Source organism: Pseudomonadota bacterium (assembly GCA_010028905.1).
Classification (GTDB): domain Bacteria; phylum Vulcanimicrobiota; class Xenobia; order RGZZ01; family RGZZ01; genus RGZZ01.
Map to the genome: position 1 here is coordinate 1 of RGZZ01000055.1, position 17,163 is coordinate 17,163.

The window sequence follows — 17,163 nt, forward strand, 5'->3', positions numbered from 1 at the left end:
AAGGCTGCACCCTCGCGATGCATGTCGATGAAGATCTCGCCCAGGCTGCCATCGGCGTACTCACCCGTGCGCACGTACACCTTGTGACCGCCGACGTGCGCCTTCTGCGTGTAGCCGCGACGGCGGGTGGGAAGGGTGCGCCGACGAGCGAGATAGCGATAGACCAGCTTCTGGGCGGTCTGCACCACCGGTGTCGGCGCGTCGGACAGCGAGTCATCGATGGCCGCATCGAGGATGGCGGCCGCCGCGTCGTCGAGCGCCGCGTTGAGCGGCTGGCTCAGCTTGGACCCGTCGCGGTAGAGTGCGTTGGCCTTCAGCCCGAGCTTCCAAGACAGCATGTACGCCTTCGCGATGTCTTCGATGGGCGCGTCTGATGGAAGGTTGATGGTCTTGCTGATGGCGCCGCTCAGGAACGGCTGCGCCGACGCCATCATGCGGATGTGGCCCTCGGACGAGATGTAGCGCTTGCCCTTCTTGCCGCACTTGTTGGCGCAGTCGAACACCGCGTAGTGCTCGGGCTTGAGGTGAGGCGCTCCCTCGACGGTCATGGTGCCGCACACGTACTCGTTCACCGAGGAGATCTGCTCCCGGGTGAAGCCGAGGTGCTCGAGGAGCGAGAAGCTCCAGTCGTTGAGCTGCTCGTCGGTGGCGCCCAGCACGTCCTTGCAGAACGCTTCGCCGAGGGTGAACTTGTTGAACGCGAACTGGATCTCGAAGGCGTTCTGCAGCGCCTCTTCGACCCGTCCGAGCTCCATCTCGGTGAATCCCTTCTCGCGCAAGGTGTCGTGGTTGATGTGCGGGGCGCCCTCGAGGGTCTTGCGACCCAGGCAGTAGGCCACCACGATCTCGATCTCCTCCGGGTTGTAGCCGAGGCGGCGCAGCGCGGCCGGCAGTGACTGGTTGATGATCTTGAAGTATCCGCCGCCCGCCAGCTTCTTGAACTTCACCAGGGCAAAGTCAGGCTCGACCCCCGTGGTGTCGCAGTCCATGATGAGACCGATGGTGCCGGTGGGGGCCAGAACGGTGACCTGGGCATTGCGGAAGCCGTGGGTCTCCCCCAGCTGCAGGGCGCGATCCCACGCGGTGCGGGCCGCCTTGACGAACGCCTCGTCGCTGTGCGTCGGATCGAGACCCACCGGCGGGATGCTCAGGCCCTCGTACTGCTCGGACGGCGTGTTGTAGGCCGCACGGCGATGGTTGCGAATGACTCGCAGCATCGCGTCTCTGTTCGGGCTGTAGCTGGGGAAGGTGCCCAGCTCGCGCGCCATCTCGGCCGAGGTCGCGTACGACTCGCCGCCGAGCACCGCGGTGAGGGCGCCAGCCACGGCGCGACCCCGATCGCTGTCGTAGGGCATGGCCATCTGCATGAGCAGGGCGCCGAGGTTGGCGTAGCCCAGGCCGAGCGTGCGGAACTGGTAGCTGCGCAGGGCGATCTCGCGGCTGGGGAACTGGGCCATGAGAACGCTGATCTCGAGCACGACGGTCCAGAGGCGGATGGCGTGGCGATAGCCGTCGAAATCGAACGCGCCAGTCTCGGTGTTGTAGAAACGGGTGAGGTTGATGGACGCGAGGTTGCATGCCGTGTCGTCGAGGAACATGTACTCGGAGCACGGGTTGCTCGCGTTGATGCGACCGTCGGCGGGGCAGGTGTGCCACTCGTTGATGGTGGTGTCGTACTGCACCCCCGGATCGGCACTGGCCCAGGCGGCGTAGCAGATGTCATCCCAGAGGGCGCGGGCGGGCAGCTGCTTGACCACCTTGCCGTCGAGACGCGAGGTGAGCTCCCACGTGCCGTTGGTCTCCACCGCGTCGAGGAAGGCGTTCGACGCGCGGATGGAGTTGTTGGAGTTCTGGCCCGCCACCGTCACGTAGGCCTCGCTCTCGTATCCCGCGTCCATGACGGGGAACTCGATGCTGGTCCATCCCTGCTGGGCGAGCTGGATCACGCGCTGGATGTAGTTCAGGGGAACCAGCGCCCGCTTGGCTTCGGCCACGGCCTGGCGAAGGCGCACGTTGCGGCGGGGATCGAAGCGGTCATCGTCAGACTCATGGGTGTGGCAGGCCTGCATGACGGCGTTGAGATGCTTGTTGTTCGACTGCGACCCGGCCACGAGGCTGGCCACCTTCTGCTCCTCGACGACCTTCCAGTTGACGAAGGCCTCGATGTCCGGATGGTCGACGTCGAGGCACACCATCTTGGCGGCGCGACGCGTGGTTCCGCCAGACTTGATGGCACCGGCGCTGCGGTCACCGACCTTGAGGAAGCTCATGAGGCCGCTCGAGCGACCGCCCCCGCTGAGGCGCTCGTTCTCGCCCCGGATGCGAGAGAAGTTGGTGCCCACGCCGGACCCGTATTTGAAGATGCGCGCCTCTCGGGTCCAGAGGTCCATGATGCCGCCCTCATTGACCAGATCGTCCTTCACCGAGAGGATGAAGCAGGCGTGGGGCTGGGGACGCTCGTACGCGTTGCGGCTCTTCTGGAGCTCACCGGTCTCGGCGTCGACATAGAAGTGGCCCTGCGGAACCCCCGTGATGCCGTAGGCGTGATGAAGCCCCGTGTTGAACCACTGCGGGCTGTTCGGCGCGGCGATCTGCTGGGCCAGCATATAACACAGCTCGTCCTGGAAGGCCTGCGCGTCGTCGGCGCTGTCGAAGTAGCGATGCCGCTCACCCCACGCGCGCCAGCAGCCGGCCATGCGATCGAACACCTGACGGCTGTCGGTCTCGGAACCGGTGGAGCCGTCTGCCTGGGGAACCCCTGCCTTGCGGAAGTACTTCTGGGCCAGGATGTCAGTAGCGACCTGCGACCATGAAGACGGAACCATCACGTTCTCCATCTTGAACACCGTCGAGCCATCCGGATTGCGGATCTCGCTGCGACGGGGCTCGAACGCGATGTCTGCGTAGGGATCGCGGCCGGCCCGGGTGTAGTAGCGACTGATCTTCATGGTGCGTCCTCGTCTTTCTCGCCTGTATCGCCAGTGATGTCGTCGGGCGCCATCGCCGCTGCGGAGAGAGCCCCGGGTCGAACAGCGGGCCGGCCCGCGTCGCGTCCACGACGTCGGCCGGCCCAGGGTGAGTCCTTCGGTGGTCGCCGAAGACCGCTGCTCGTCTGCGCGGAACCCTTCGGCGGGTCTTCACGGGAGAGTGGAGATCGGCAGCTCAGCGCGCCTCCCCCGTCACGCGATGCGGGAAGAAAGCGTGCTTTACGTCCAGAACCCATATCTAGTACCCTGAGAGAATATACAACACTACATATTGTGTGTCAAGAGTGGAAGTTGTCCACAAGTTCCCCACATATCCGGAAGGATTCCTGTGGGAACGTTTCCGGATAACATTCACGAACGGCGTTGCGTCGCGGTTCGCGCTGTGGATGGCCGTCCTTCCGGAATGTGGATGCTGTGGACACGAACCGGAACACCGCTTGCCCTCCGCGGGCAGGGCGCCGGTGTTCCCGTCCTCCGCCCCGCTGGCGCAGGGTGCGCCCCCGCAGGAAGAGAAGGTGCGCCCCGGAGGTATCCATGACCACGTCTCCCCCCCCGTCCCTCGATCCGTTCGTCGAGATCGAGCGCCTCAAGCGTGATCGCCGCGCCGTCATCATGGCGCACTACTATCAAGACCCCGACATCCAGGACATCGCTGATCTCATCGGTGACAGCCTGCAGCTGGCGCAAGCCGCCACCCAGACAGAAGCCGAGGTGATCGTGCTGGCGGGCGTGCACTTCATGGCCGAGACCGCGAAGATCCTCAATCCCTCGAAGACGGTGCTCGTTCCCGATCTGGCGGCCGGCTGCTCCCTCGCAGACAGCTGCCCTCCCGACCGGTTCAAGGCGTTCATCGACAGCCATCCCGGCCACCTGGTGGTCACCTACGTCAACACCAGCGCAGCGACGAAAGCCCTCACCGACATCTGCGTCACGTCGTCGAACGCCGAGAGGATCATCCGTCAGCTCCCGCCGGAGCAGCCCATCCTCTTCGGGCCGGATCAGCATCTGGGCCGCTACATCATGAAGACCACGGGCCGCGAGATGACCTTGTGGCCGGGCAGCTGCATCGTGCACGAGGCGTTCAGCGAGAAGGCGATTCTCGGGCTGCGGGCCCGTCATCCCGAAGCGCTCGTCATCGCCCATCCGGAGTGCGAGGAGACGATTCTGCAGCACGCCGACCACATCGGGTCGACATCCGGGCTGCTCTCGTTCGTGCAGCGCTCCGACGCCCGCGCCTTCATCGTGGCCACCGAGGAAGGCATCATCCACCAGATGCGCAAGCACGCTCCGGACAAGACCTACATCCCCGCGCCGACCCACACGGGGTGCGCATGCAGCCAGTGCCCCTTCATGCGCCTCAACACCCTCGAGAAGATCGCGGCCTGCCTGCGCGATCTGCAGCCCCAGGTGAACGTGCCGGAAGAGGTCCGCGTGCGCGCGGAACGCCCCATCCGGCGGATGCTGGAGATGAGCTGACCGTGGCCACCAAGATCGAGACCGTCGACATCCTCGTCGTCGGCAGCGGCATCGCAGGCTGCTCCGCCGCCCTGGCTGCGGCCCGCGGCGGGGCCAGCGTGGCCATGATCACCCGCGAGACCGAACCCGCCGAGACCAACACCATGTACGCCCAGGGGGGCATCATCTATCGCGGCGACAGCGATTCGCCCGCCCTGCTGGCCGATGACATCTCCGTCGCCGGCGCGGGCTTCACCTCGCCCTCCGCCGCCGCGCTCCTGGCCGTGGAAGGGCCGCGCCTGGTGCGCGAGCTGCTGGTGGAGCAGCTGCACGTGCCGTTCGATCGCGTCGATGGCCATCTCCATCTCACCGCGGAGGCGGCGCACTCGGTGGCCCGCATCGTGCACCACAAGGACATGACCGGGCGCGCCATCCAGGTCTCGCTGCTCGCGGCGGTACGCGCAGAGCCGCGCATCCGGATGCTCACGCGGCACACGGCGGTCGATCTGCTCACCCTCTCACAGAGCGGGTGGGTCACGCCCCTCCTGGCGGGCGAGGTGATCCTCTCGACCGGAGGTTTGGGGCGGCTCTTCCTGCACACCACCAACCCCGCCGGATCGAGAGGCGACGGAATCGCCATGGCCGCGCGGGCCGGCGTCCGCCTCATCAACCTGCAGTTCGTGCAGTTCCATCCGACGGCGCTCTACCATCACAGCGGTCGCTTCCTCCTCTCGGAAGCGCTCCGCGGAGAGGGGGCGCGTCTCATCGACAGCCGCGGGCGCGAGTTCATGCGCGAGATGCATCCGGACGGCTCGCTGGCGCCTCGTGACGTGGTGGCGCGCGGCATCCATCAGATGATGCTCGACACGGGGGAGCGCTGCGCGTTCCTCGACATCTCGCACAAGGACCCCGCATGGGTGCGAGAGCACTTCCCCAGCATCTACGAGACCTGTGCCGGCCTGGGCTTCGATCTGACCCGCGAGCCCATACCCGTTGTCCCCGCGGCGCACTACTCATGCGGCGGCGTGGCCGTCGACAGCGAGGGGCGATCGAGCATGCGACGCCTGCGCGCCGTGGGCGAGGTCTCGTGCACGGGCGTTCACGGCGCAAACCGCCTTGCCAGCACCTCCCTGCTCGAGGGCCTGGTCTGGGGCACCCGCGCCGGAGAGGCCGCGGCCCGCGGTGTGCGCGCGGAGGGCACGCCCTACCTCCCCCCCATCGCACCCTGGCGTCACGAGCACGAGCCCGTCGACCCCGCGCTCATCCTCCAGGACTGGCTCACCATCCAGCAGACCATGTGGAACTACGTGGGGCTGGCCCGCTCTGGCAAGCGCCTTCGACGGGCGCAGAAGATCCTCAATGAGCTGCACATCGAGATCGAGGACTTCTACCGCCAGGGCGAGATGACCGACGCACTCGTGGGGCTGCGAAACGGCCTCCTGGCGGCCCGCGCGGTTCTCGAGGCCGCCATCGAGGCGCGCTGGAGCGTGGGGTGCCACTATCGCGACGACGCACCGGCCGACGTCGAAGCCTCGACCGCTCCTGAACCGCAAGGTCGCTGACCCTCGTCGGCAGCGCCGCGTCAGACCTCGTGCGGCCAGTCGTCCGACGATGCCGGGTCGAGCTCCCAGCGGCGAAAGGCTGCGTCACGCTGGCGCATCTTGCGATTCGACTGCAGCGGCTCGTCGTCGCGGTACTCGATTCCGATGGCACGCCCGATCTCGTCCACCGTCACCGGATCGGTGAGCTGCCAGGCCCCGCTCACCCCGCCTTGTCCCACCGTGTTGGCGTCGACGAGATCGACGAACGAGGTCTCCGCGTCTCCCGCCACGAGATCGAGGTCGAGCCCTTGCTCGAGCGCCTCGTCGCGGCGCATGTCGCGGGCGCCATCGATGCGCCCCGGTGGATCGAGGGTGCCGTCGAATGCGGCCGCCACCTGCGGGTCTGTCGTGTAGGCGCGGCTGTCGGGGCGAACGTCGGCGGTGTAGAGATCGAGCTCGCGATCGGCGTTGATGTCCATGCGCGTGTTCCTCACACTCTCTCTAGAAGCTGCGGGACGGGTGTCCCCCTCCGGTGTCCCCTCCCGGCAGCGACCTGACACGCCCTCCGCCAGGACCCCCGTCGTGGAGCGAGAAGAGGGGACGACCTCTCTTTCGGAGCAGTGCCGATGAAGCGTCTCGTCACCACCCTTGCCCTCGCCTCGACCCTGGTCGGGGCGGCCTGGACCACACCCCTGCCCTACCCGTCCGCGCCTTCCGCCCCCCAGGTCGATGTGATCCACGGCGTGAAGGTCGCCGACCCGTACCGTCCTCTCGAAGACCCGGACAGCCCCGCCACCCAGCGCTGGATCGCCGCCGAGAACGGGGTCACCCGCGCCTTCCTCGACGCCGTCCCGCAGAGAGACGCCATCAAGGCCCGCCTCACGAAGCTGTGGAACTTCGAGCGCTTCGATGTGCCGTGGAAGGAAGGCGGGCGCTACTTCTGGTTCCACAACGACGGGCTGCAGAACCAGAGCGTGCTCTTCACCGCGTCATCGCTCACCGACGCCCCCCGGGTGCTGCTCGATCCCAACACGCTCTCGAAAGACGGCACCACCGCCCTCAACACGTGGTCGGTGAGCCTCGACGGCCGCCATCTCGCCTATGCCCTGTCGGTGGCGGGCTCCGACTGGACCGAGTTCCACGTGCGCAACGTCGACGACGGCCGCGATCTCGCCGACACCCTGCGATGGGTGAAGTTCAGCGGCGCCTCGTGGGCGGCCGACGGCAGCGGGTTCTTCTACAGCCGCTACGATGCTCCGAAGGAAGGGGCGAAGGCGCTGCGCGAGGCCAACTACTACCAGAAGCTCTACTTCCACCGCCTGGGCACGCCCCAGGACGCCGACGTGCTGGTCTACGACCGACCCGACCAGAAGGAGTGGGGCTTCAGCGGAGAGGCGACACGCGACGGGCGCTTCCTCATCATCACGGTCACCCACGGCACCGAGCGCAAGAACCGGATCTTCGTTCTCGACCTTGCAGCCCATCCCATCCCGAAGGAGGGACGCGTCGACCGCGCCTGTGTGACGCCGCTGTTCGATCAGGCCGACGCAGCCTACGACTTCATCGACAGCGACGGCGAGCGCTTCTGGTTCAGCACGACGTGGAAGGCCCCCCGAGGCGCCGTCTTCCACATCGACGTCAAGCACCCGCAGGCCGCCGATCGCACCGTGGTCATCCCGGAGTCGCGCGACACCATCGAGGCGGTTTCGCTCGTGGGCCATCGCCTCGTCGTGCAGTACATGCAGGACGCGCACGCCGCGGTTCGCTCGTTCACACCAGACGGGAGAGACGCAAAGCCACTGGCTCTCCCGGGCCTGGGCACGGTGGGCGGTTTCGGCGGGCACCGCGACGACGCCGAGACCTTCTACATGTACACGAGCTTCACCACACCCCGCACCATCTATCGCTACGACGTCGCGACCGGCGCATCGTCGCTCTTCCGCAGGCCGAAGGTCGACTTCGACGCGCGCCGCTACGAGACGAAGCTCTCGTTCTACACGAGTCGCGACGGCACGCGCGTGCCCATCTACGTCACGGCGCGCCGTGGCCTGCGTCGCGACGGCGCCAACCCCGTCCTCCTGTACGGCTACGGCGGCTTCAACATCCCCATCCAGCCCGCGTTCAGCGTGGGCAACCTGGTGTGGATGGAGATGGGGGGCGTGTACGCCGTGGCCAACATCCGCGGCGGCGGAGAGTACGGCGAGGCGTGGCATCAGGCGGGCACGAAGCACCGCAAGCAGAACGTCTTCGATGACTTCATCGCGGCCGCAGAATGGCTCGTGAAGGAGCGCTACACCTCGCCGAAGCGCCTGGCCATCCTCGGGCGCAGCAACGGCGGCCTGCTCGTGGGGGCCGCCATCACCCAGCGCCCGGATCTCTTCGGCGCTGCCATACCGGGTGTAGGCGTGCTCGACATGCTGCGCTTCCACAAGTTCACCATCGGCTGGGCCTGGACGTCAGACTACGGTTCGCCAGACAATGCTGACGACTTCAAGGCGCTGCTCCGATACTCGCCCCTGCACAACATCCGCAAGGGCGCCAGGTATCCGGCCACCCTCATCATCACCGCCGACCACGACGACCGCGTGGTGCCGGCCCATAGCTTCAAGTTCGCCGCCGCCCTCCAGGCCGCCCAGGGCGCTGGCGCCCCCGTGCTCATCCGCATCGAGACCCGCGCTGGGCATGGTGCGGGGAAGCCGGTGACGAAGGTCATCGACGAGGTCACCGATCAGTGGGCGTTCCTGGTCCGGACCCTCGGTATGACACCGACGATCTGACGCGCCGACGCAGCCGGGAGAGGGGAAATCCCTCCCGCGGCCAACTCGCAGGAAGAGGCGCTCGCGCCTCCATCTCCCGACAGGAGAAGGTCTCATGAAGCGCACGTCCATCATCATCGCGGCGCTCTGCGCCATCCTCGCCATGGTCGGGGCGGCGAACGCCGACACCGCAGACTTCCAGCTGGTCATCTTCGGACAGATCCAGCAGGTGGACGGCCGCAAGGTCACCTTCTCGCGCACCGACGGCCAGACCGGCAGCATCGAGTTCAGCCCCGCCGCCGAGGTGCACGACGCCAGCAGCCCGCCGCCGGCCCGCATCACCCTTGCAGACATCCGTGCGGGAGACATCTTCGTCCTCGGAACCGACCGGCAGCAGAAGACGCACATCATCGTCTACCATCAGAACCAGCGCATCGACCGCACATGGGACGCGCTCTTCGTGCAGGTGGTCCCCGGGTATCGAACGGTCTACCCGACCGGCGGTCAGAGCGCCGCGGCGCCCCCCCGAGCGACATCACCCTCCGCGGGTCAGGCCACGACCGGTGAGGGCCGGCTCAAGGTCGTCATGATGGGCAAGGTCACGAGCATCAGCGGAGCCCAGGTGGTGATTCTCGGCGACAACGGCAAGCGATCGACCATCACCGTTCCGGAGGGCGCTTCGTGGCACGATCTCGCGCTGCCGTACGCGTCGAGCGGCGCGAGCGGTCGCATGCAGGTGGGCGACATGGCGGTCATGACTGCAGACAGCGCAGACCGCCCGCACGTGCTGTACCTGCACGCCGGAGCCAACCTGCATCCGTCCTGGAACGGCCGCGTGGCGCCTCCGCAGCAGCAGTGAGCGCAGCCGCCGTCGCGCGGAAGCGACGGCGGCCACGCCCCCCCTCAGATACGGTCGTGCGCGGTCCAGTGCGGACAGGTCGCCGGCGGGTCGGTGGGCAGGGTCTCCTCGACCGGCGCCATGAGGTAGTCCTCACGGCCCGAGATGCCCAGCACTGCGCAGCGGAACCGCATGAACTCGGTGTCGACGATCTGGGGGAAGGCCCTCCCCTGCTCGAGCACCTCGAGGTGACGGCAGGTGGCGCAGATGCGGAAGGCGTCGCGCGTCACGATGCGACCGGCACAGCCCCACCGAGCCTCATGACACGGGCGCGGCGTGCAGCATCTGTCGGATGACCTGCTGGGCGATGGGGTGATAGCCCTCGCGATGACGCTCGAAGATGCGCCGCGCGAGCGCACAGGTGTCCGGCCGGTCGTTGAGCGCCGAATAGAGCGGTTTGAGGAACTTCATGCGCCCCACCTCGCCCAGCGCCTGCTCGACTCGCGCCAGGACCACGTCGTACCGGCTCTCCACCGCCAGGGTGAGCCACGAGAAGACGATCTCGGCGTTTCCGCTCCCCGTGAGGGAGAAGCGCTTGTCGAGGGCGTCGCAGACGCCCTCCGGCGCCGGACGCGGCAGCGACTCGAGGTAGATCTGCCATTCCGCGGGCGACCACGTGTCGGCGATGGCGGCCGAAGGCACCTCAGTCCCCAGGGCGAGAACCGCTTCCAGGCGGGCCGACGTCGACCGCGGCGCATTCGAGGGGATTCCCGGCCCATCGAGCCAGGCGTCGGCTGAGACCGCCGCGAGCGCGCCGGGAAGCTGCTCCTCGGTGAAGGCCACGAATGCATCGGTGGTGACCGACTGGAAGCGATGCCGACGCAGATAGTCGCGCAGGAACGTGTCGAATCGCACCCGACCCACATGCGTCTCGAGGCAGCGCAAGAAGAGGTAGCCCTTCTCGTAGGGTACCGACGAGTAGACCTCGTCCGGATCGACCCCCGTCAGATGGGTTCGCAGATGCGTCATCTCGGGGCGCTGCGCGAACTGGGCCACCGACTCCTCGAGCGCGCGCCGGCCGATGGCCGCTTGCAGCGCCGCCACCTCCGCACCGTCGAGCGCCTCGACGATGCGGCGCTCCGCAAATACGGTGAATCCCTCATTGAGCCAGAAGTGCTCGGCGTCAGCGTTCGAGACGAGGTTCCCTGTCCACGAGTGGGCCAGCTCGTGCGCCAGCACGTTCACGAGCGAGCGATCTCCCGCCAGGAGCGTGGGCGTGAGAAAGGTGAGGCAGGGGTTCTCCATCCCGCCATAGGGGAACGACGACGGCATGGTGAGGATGTCGAAGCGATCCCAATCGTAGCCCCCGAACAGCGCCTCAGAGGCGGTGATCATGGCGTCGACCCCGGCAAACTCGTACGCCGCGCGGTCGATGACCGACGGCTCGGCCCAGACCCGAGAGCGTGGCCCGAGCTCAGCCGAGACGAGCTCGCCCACGGCCAGGGCGAAGAGATACGGCGGGATGGGGTGGCGCAAGGCATACCGCTCCACCGCCGTCTCCCCCCGTTCCTCGCGCCCCACGAACGCGGCGGCCATGAGGCCTCGGAGCGCGTGCGGCACCTCGAGCTCTGCCTCGTAGGTGAGGCGGATGCGAGGGGTGTCCTGCAAGGGAACCACCGACCGCGCGTGGATGGCCTGGCACTGGCTGAAGAGGAACGGGTGGTTCCCCCCCGACGTCTGCGCCGGCAGCAGCCATTGCAGCGCGCTGGCGTCGGGCGAGGTGCGATAGCGCATCGTCACGGTTCGGGTCGCGGTCTCGAGGTCGAGGCGCAGCACTGAACCGAGCACCGGATCCGGCGCGTCGAGGCGGTAGGGCACGGACCGTCCGGCGTCATCCGTCACCGATGTGATCTCGAGGTCGCGGGTATCGAGATCGAGCGCCCCCGTGATCTCTTCGTCGAAGTGCAGCACCGCCTCGGCCTCGAGCCGGCGCGCCGCGAAATCGACGCGGGCCCGCCAGGTCAGGTGGCGCGCCTCGGGCTGGGCGCTGTCATTGCACGAATGGGGGTCGAGACGCGACATGTCAGCTGCCCAGCCTCTCCTTCACCAGCTCACTGACCCGCTTGCCGTCGACTGGCTGTCCGGCGAAGTGCGCCATCACCGCCTTGATGACGGCCCCCATGTCCTTGGGCGAGCTTGCGCCGAGCCGCTCCGCTGCAGCTGCCACGGCGTCCTTGATCGCCGCCTCGTCGGGGGCCTTGGGGAGATAGGCCTCGATGATGGCGAGCTCGGCGCGCTCCCGGTCGGCCAGCTCGGTGCGCCCCCCGCGCTCGAACTGCTCGATGGACTCCTTGCGCTGCTTGCACAGGCGCAGCAGCACCTTGCAGGTGGCCGCGTCGTCGAGTGCCCCCTGGGCCTCGATCTCCTCGAGCTTGAGCGCTGACTTCATCATGCGCAAGGTGTCGAGACGTTCCTTCTCGCGGGCCTTCATGGCCTGCGTGAGATCGTGCTGGATGCTTTCGTAGATGCTCATGGTGGCGCCCTTCGTCATGCCCCCGCTCCTCCCCCTCCCGAATGATGCCTTTCGAGGACGGCAGGAATCTGGGGAAGGTTCGTGATAGTTGAACAAGATTCAACGCTTGTCGTGTTCACCCGCACGCGCTGCCGCATGTTCCGAGCGGCGTTCTCGCGGGCGCACACAGCGCAGGCCTCAGGAGGCGATACCCATGGCTGTGATGACCGGGCTCTCGGGCAATGAGATGTACTGCTTGCACCAGAAAGGGCTTCAGGCAGGCGATCTGGTGATCGGGAACAGCGTGTTCTCCATGGGCTTCCTCGGCGGCATCGGGTCAGGCCTGAAGACCCTGGTCGGCGGCGAGGTCGACCAGGTGACGAGCATCATCCACGAAGGTCGTCAGAACTCCTACGCCCGCATGCAGGAAGAGGCGCTGCGACGCGGGGGCGTGGGCATCACCGGTGTCACCAGCGAGCTGGTGCAGGTGGCGGGGAACATCGAGTTCCTGTCGGTGGGCAGCACCCTACACGCCGAAGGTGCGCAGCCCTCGGGGGAGAAGCTCGCCTTCTCGACCTCCGCCGACGGGCAGGGGCTCTACTGCCAGCTCGACGCCGGGTTCAAGCCCGTGAAGTTCGTCTTCGGAAACGTGGCCTACTCCATCGGTGTCGGAGGCGGCATCATGGGCGCGCTCAAGAGCCTGCAGCGCGGAGAGGTGCACCAGTACTCCGAGGTCTTCAACACCACCCGTCACCTTGCGCTGCAGCGCATCACCAAGGAAGCCGCGGAAGCCGGCGCCAACGCGGTCGTGGGCATCAACACCTCCATCGTCCCGTTCCAGGGCATGCAGGAGATGCTGATGATCGGCACGGCGTCACACCACCCCATGCTGCCGCCGCAGTTCAGCCAGCGCCCGATCACGAGCGACCTCACCAACGAGGAGATGTGGAACCTGGTGAACCTGGGGTACATGCCGCTCAGCCTCGTGCTCGGGGTATCGGTGTACTCACTGGGCATCGTGGGGGGAATCACGTCGGCGTTCAAGGCGCTCAAGCGTGGCGAGATCGAGGAGCTGACCACCCTCATCTACGATGCCCGCCAGAACGCCCTGGCCAAGATCTCAGCCGACGCACAGGCGCTCGGCGCCGACGACGTGGTGGGCATCAAGACCTATGTCTACCAGCTCGGCGGGGGCATGATCGAGTTCATGGCCATCGGCACCGCGGTGAAGAAGATGGAAGGGCTGCGAACCGTGAGCGAGCAGCTTCCACCGCAGGCCATCATCCGCGACTCCGACACGTTCATCAACACCGCCGAGATGTCGCTCGGCTCGAACCTCAACCAGAGCCGCGGATAGGAGACAGAAGACGATGCCCGTCATGACCGGTCTCTCCGGAAACGAGATCTGGTGCCTCACCAAGAAGGGCCTGGCGCCGGGCGACCTCATCGTGGGGAACAGCGTGTTCTCGATGGGGGTGATCGGCAGCTTCGGATCGAGCTTCCGCACCTTCCTCGGTGGCGAGGTGAAGCAGGTCACCGATCTCGTGCACGAAGGGCGTGCCAACGCCTACGCGCGCCTGGCGACAGAAGCCGGGCGGCGGGGCGGGGTGGGTGTGACCGGCGTGAGCAACGAGCTGGTCTTCCTGAACGGCAACATCGAGTTTCTCTCGGTGGGCAGCACCATCCACGCCTCCGACCACGGCGGCGAGAACGTTGCGTTCACCTCGTCGTCGAACGGCCAGGAGCTCTACTGCCAGATCGACGCGGGCTACCGCCCCGTGAAGTTCGTCTTCGGGAACGTGGCCTACTCGGTGGGCGTCGGAGGCGGGCTCCTCGGCGGGCTGCGCAGCCTGAAGCGCGGCGAGGTGAAGGAATACTCCGATGTCTTCAACTACACGCGTCACCTCGCCCTCGAGCGCATCACCGAAGAGGCGAAGTCGGCCGGCGCGAACTGCGTGCTGGGCATCAAGACCTCCATCATCCCGTTCAAGGGCATGCAGGAGATGGTGATGCTGGGCACCGCTTCCCATCACGACGCTTATCCCGAGATGTTCCGCACCCGCCCCGCAACCAGCGACCTCACCTGCCTGGAGACCTGGAACCTCGCGAAGATGGGCTACATGCCCCTCAAGCTGGTGCTGGGCGTGTCGGTCTACTCGATCGGCCTCGCCGGGCGCATCAAGAGCTGGTTCCAGGCGCTGTCTCGCGGCGAGATCACCGACTACACCCACCTCATCTACGAGGCGCGCGAGAACGCCGTCCAGAAGATCGCCAACGACGCGCAGGCGCTGGGGGCCGACGACGTCGCCGGCATCAAGACGTATGTCTACGACCTCGGAGGGGGCCTCATCGAGTTCATGGCCATCGGCACCGCGGTCAAGCGGGTCCCGGAGCTCGCCACGCGATCGGCGCAGCTGCCGTGCCAGGCGGTCATCAGCGACCGCGACACGTTCATCAACACCGCGGAGGCACAGCTGTCATCATCGCTCGACAGCGGTTCCAAGGGCGCCTCGAACGCCTCCGAGATGACCGGCAATGCCACAGGCCTGCTCAAGCTCCTGTTCGACCTTCTCCGCTAGCCTGCCGAGCGAGGAGCTGAGACGGGTGCGCGCATCCGCTTCGGAGGCGTGGGAGACGTGAGCGATCTGCCCGCGGGCACCGTGGTGGGAGGACGCTACCAGATCGCGTCAGTGTTGGCCCGAGGGGGGAGCAGCACCATCTATCGCGCCCACCCCCTGCACGGGGCGGGCCTGGTCGCCATCAAGCGGCTTCGCGACGACGCCGACGACGACGAGATCCGCCACTTCGAGCGCGAGTTCACGCTGCTGCAGTCGCTGGCCCATCCCGGCCTTCCCCTCGTCATCGAACAGATCGAACAAGACGGCCACCTGCACCTCGTGGAAGAGCTCGTGCCTGGTCACACCCTCGCGGAGCGAATGGCGAGTGAGGGTCCCCTGCCCTGGCGGCAGGCCCTCGACATCGGGCGCGCGCTGCTCGACGTGCTCGCCTGGCTGCATCGCCACGACGTGGTGCATCGCGATCTCACGCCTTCGAACGTGATGCTCGCCGACGACGGCACCGTGCGCCTCATCGATCTCGGCGCCGCGCGGCGATGGCGCCTGGGGCTCGCCCACGACACCGTGCCCCTGGGCACGCCCGGCTACGCGGCGCCGGAGCAGTACGGACGTCGCCAGAGCGACACCCGAACCGACCTCTACAGCCTGGGCGCACTCCTCCATCATCTGGTCTCCGGAATCGACCCCAGCACCCTCGCCTGGCGCTTCCCACCGCTCGACGCCTGCGCCCCGGGCGTTCCCGCGGCCTTCTCGAGCACGGTGGCGCAGGCGCTCTCCATCGACCCCGCGGCGCGCCCCGCGTCGGCCGAGGAGATGGGGCGCAGCCTCGTCGCCGCACCGCAGACTGCGACCGCGCCGCCCGCACGGCACAGCGCCCCGCACATGTGCCTGGCCCATCAGAAAGAGGGCTGGGGCCGTCAGCGACGCACCGAGATCCACGATGAGGGGCTGCGCATCTGCATCCACGGCCATTGGGCGGAATGGCCGTGGAGCACCATCCATCGGCTTCGCGAGACCATCGACAGCACCACCGGACACCCGCTGCGCATCCAGATCGCAAGCGACGAAGGACACGTCGACCTGCTGGGCACCTCTCGCGCGCTCTCGGCGCTGAGCACCCAGGTCATCGCTCGCGCGGGGCTGCGCGACGATCCATCGCGCGCCTGGCGCGACTCGTATGTGGGAACGCACGCGCGGTGCTGGACGCGACCTGGCGGAGAAACACCGCCGCAGCCGTGAGTGGGAGAAGCAGGCGCCGATGGCGTAGTCTGACCGCACGGTGGTGCGGTCAGACACGTCAGTCACACGGCCACCGTGCAGAGCCTCCCATCACGAAGGAGCATCATGGCGGTTCGCATCGATGTGGAATACCTGGGTGACCTGCACACCCGAGCAACGCACGGCCCCAGCGGCGACACGTTCATCACCGACGCGCCCGTCGACAACGGGGGCAGAGGGGAGGCCTTCTCCCCCACCGACCTGGTCGCCACCGCGGTGGGAACGTGTGTGCTCACCATCATGGGCACCCTCGCGCAGCGTCTCGGCATCGACCTGAGCGGCGCGAAGGCTCACGTTGAGAAGCACATGGCCACGGCACCTCTGCGACGCATCGGGCGTCTCGACGTGAACGTGGTGGTTCCCGCCGAGCGTGCCGTCGCCATCGACCAGGCCCAGCGTGACAAGCTCGAACGGGCCGCAATGCACTGCCCCGTTCACCAGAGCCTCCACCCGGACATCGCGCAGAACATCACATTCACCTACGAAGCACCTGCCCCCGGATGAGCAGCGGGCGCGTCCTTGTGGTCGACGATGACCCGGACATCCGCGAGCTCGAGCGGCGATGCCTCGAGGAGCATGGGTACGAGGTCACCCTTGCCGCCGACGGCCAGCAGGCGCTGCAGCGCGTCGCCGGCTGCGAGGTGGTGGTGCTCGATCTGCAGATGCCCACCCTCGACGGCTTCGACGTGCTCACCCGCTTGCGCCAGACGAGCACAGTGCCCATCGTGGTGGTCTCCGCCCGCAGCGAAGGGGCAGACCGCGTCGCGGCGCTCGAGATGGGGGCCGACGACTTCCTGGTGAAGCCGTTCCTGCCGCGAGAGCTGGCGGCGCGGGTGAAGGCCGTGCTGCGACGCGCACGGATGCCTGCTGCGGCCAGCACGCAAGCCGGCCCCGTGGTCGTCGACACCGTCTCGCGCAAGGTCACCCTCGACGGCGCGGAGATCGAGCTCACGCCGCGGGAGTACGATCTGCTCAAGGTGCTCGCGGCTTCCCCGGGGCGCACCTTCACGCGCGAAGAGCTGCTTGACCGCGTGTGGGGCGAGGAGTACGTGGGCGACACCCGACGGGTCGACATCCACGTCAGCAAGCTGCGCGGCAAGCTCTCACGCGAGGGAAGGCCCTCGCCGCTGCGTTCGATATGGGGCGTGGGCTACCGCTTCGAGCCCTAGAAGCGCGGCCGAAAGCCGCACTTCCACCCATCCTTCTGGGCGGAGAACGGC

At 67.3% G+C, this 17,163-nt stretch carries 14 protein-coding genes; 9 read left to right on the forward strand and 5 right to left on the reverse strand.

Features of this window, described 5'->3' with window-relative positions:
• Positions 1-2,948: adenosylcobalamin-dependent ribonucleoside-diphosphate reductase (locus EB084_06285; protein ID NDD27855.1), on the reverse strand; the 2,948-nt coding region annotated here is incomplete at its 3' end.
• 573 nt (positions 2,949-3,521) lie between these two features.
• On the opposite strand from EB084_06285, the gene nadA reads away from it, so the two are divergent.
• Positions 3,522-4,463, forward strand: a complete 942-nt coding sequence (gene nadA, locus EB084_06290) for a quinolinate synthase NadA (protein NDD27856.1) — start codon at positions 3,522-3,524, stop codon at positions 4,461-4,463.
• A 14-nt stretch (positions 4,464-4,477) separates the two neighbouring features.
• The gene (locus tag EB084_06295; GenBank protein NDD27857.1) at positions 4,478-6,004 is read left to right on the forward strand and encodes an FAD-dependent oxidoreductase; all 1,527 of its coding nucleotides are present in this window, start codon (positions 4,478-4,480) and stop codon (positions 6,002-6,004) included.
• 20 nt (positions 6,005-6,024) lie between these two features.
• Here the strand turns inward: EB084_06295 and EB084_06300 are convergent, their stop codons facing one another.
• Positions 6,025-6,462 carry a hypothetical protein gene (locus EB084_06300; GenBank protein ID NDD27858.1) on the reverse strand — a complete coding sequence of 146 codons (438 nt, stop codon included), beginning with the start codon at positions 6,460-6,462 and terminating at the stop codon, positions 6,025-6,027.
• Positions 6,463-6,609: 147 nt separating this feature from the next.
• Here EB084_06300 and EB084_06305 point away from each other — a divergent pair, with 147 nt between their 5' ends.
• Together EB084_06305 and EB084_06310 are read left to right on the forward strand one after the other, a co-directional pair.
• Positions 6,610-8,760: a S9 family peptidase gene (locus EB084_06305; protein NDD27859.1), complete on the forward strand. Its 2,151-nt coding sequence runs from the start codon at positions 6,610-6,612 to the stop codon at positions 8,758-8,760.
• Between the two features lie 94 nt (positions 8,761-8,854).
• Complete coding sequence (locus tag EB084_06310; protein NDD27860.1) at positions 8,855-9,598, forward strand: hypothetical protein; 744 nt, start codon at positions 8,855-8,857, stop codon at positions 9,596-9,598.
• 44 nt (positions 9,599-9,642) lie between these two features.
• Here EB084_06310 and EB084_06315 read toward each other — a convergent pair whose 3' ends face one another.
• From EB084_06315 to EB084_06325, 3 genes are read right to left on the reverse strand one after another with little or no spacing between them, the layout of a single operon-like run.
• Entirely contained in the window at positions 9,643-9,867 is a 225-nt protein-coding gene (locus EB084_06315) for a hypothetical protein (protein NDD27861.1), read from the reverse strand.
• Between the two features lie 28 nt (positions 9,868-9,895).
• Positions 9,896-11,659, reverse strand: coding sequence for a M1 family peptidase (locus EB084_06320; protein NDD27862.1), 1,764 nt, complete (start codon positions 11,657-11,659; stop codon positions 9,896-9,898).
• 1 nt (position 11,660) lies between these two features.
• Positions 11,661-12,110: a GatB/YqeY domain-containing protein gene (locus EB084_06325; GenBank protein NDD27863.1), complete on the reverse strand. Its 450-nt coding sequence runs from the start codon at positions 12,108-12,110 to the stop codon at positions 11,661-11,663.
• A gap of 193 nt (positions 12,111-12,303) precedes the next feature.
• Here EB084_06325 and EB084_06330 point away from each other — a divergent pair, with 193 nt between their 5' ends.
• From EB084_06330 to EB084_06350, 5 genes are all read left to right on the forward strand, one after another.
• Positions 12,304-13,446: a hypothetical protein gene (locus tag EB084_06330; protein NDD27864.1), complete on the forward strand. Its 1,143-nt coding sequence runs from the start codon at positions 12,304-12,306 to the stop codon at positions 13,444-13,446.
• Between the two features lie 13 nt (positions 13,447-13,459).
• Positions 13,460-14,668 carry a hypothetical protein gene (locus tag EB084_06335; GenBank protein NDD27865.1) on the forward strand — a complete coding sequence of 403 codons (1,209 nt, stop codon included), beginning with the start codon at positions 13,460-13,462 and terminating at the stop codon, positions 14,666-14,668.
• A gap of 33 nt (positions 14,669-14,701) precedes the next feature.
• A complete protein-coding gene (locus tag EB084_06340) occupies positions 14,702-15,904 on the forward strand; it encodes a serine/threonine protein kinase (protein NDD27866.1) in 1,203 nt (400 codons plus the stop codon).
• A 105-nt stretch (positions 15,905-16,009) separates the two neighbouring features.
• Positions 16,010-16,447 (forward strand): OsmC family peroxiredoxin, encoded by a 438-nt coding sequence (locus EB084_06345; GenBank protein NDD27867.1) that lies wholly within the window; start codon positions 16,010-16,012, stop codon positions 16,445-16,447.
• Complete coding sequence (locus EB084_06350) at positions 16,444-17,112, forward strand: DNA-binding response regulator (protein NDD27868.1); 669 nt, start codon at positions 16,444-16,446, stop codon at positions 17,110-17,112. Before EB084_06345 ends, EB084_06350 begins: the two co-directional genes overlap by 4 nt.
• Positions 17,113-17,163: the final 51 nt, after the last annotated feature.

Bases quoted from the DNA above. Each gene is read 5' to 3' on its own strand.
- nadA (NDD27856.1), top strand. From the start codon at position 3,522: ATGACCACGTCTCCCCCCCCGTCCCTCGATCCGTTCGTCGAGATCGAG.
- EB084_06300 (NDD27858.1), bottom strand. From the start codon at position 6,462: ATGGACATCAACGCCGATCGCGAGCTCGATCTCTACACCGCCGACGTT.
- EB084_06305 (NDD27859.1), top strand. From the start codon at position 6,610: ATGAAGCGTCTCGTCACCACCCTTGCCCTCGCCTCGACCCTGGTCGGG.
- EB084_06310 (NDD27860.1), top strand. From the start codon at position 8,855: ATGAAGCGCACGTCCATCATCATCGCGGCGCTCTGCGCCATCCTCGCC.
- EB084_06320 (NDD27862.1), bottom strand. From the start codon at position 11,659: ATGTCGCGTCTCGACCCCCATTCGTGCAATGACAGCGCCCAGCCCGAG.
- EB084_06325 (NDD27863.1), bottom strand. From the start codon at position 12,110: ATGAGCATCTACGAAAGCATCCAGCACGATCTCACGCAGGCCATGAAG.
- EB084_06330 (NDD27864.1), top strand. From the start codon at position 12,304: ATGGCTGTGATGACCGGGCTCTCGGGCAATGAGATGTACTGCTTGCAC.
- EB084_06335 (NDD27865.1), top strand. From the start codon at position 13,460: ATGCCCGTCATGACCGGTCTCTCCGGAAACGAGATCTGGTGCCTCACC.
- EB084_06345 (NDD27867.1), top strand. From the start codon at position 16,010: ATGGCGGTTCGCATCGATGTGGAATACCTGGGTGACCTGCACACCCGA.
- EB084_06350 (NDD27868.1), top strand. From the start codon at position 16,444: ATGAGCAGCGGGCGCGTCCTTGTGGTCGACGATGACCCGGACATCCGC.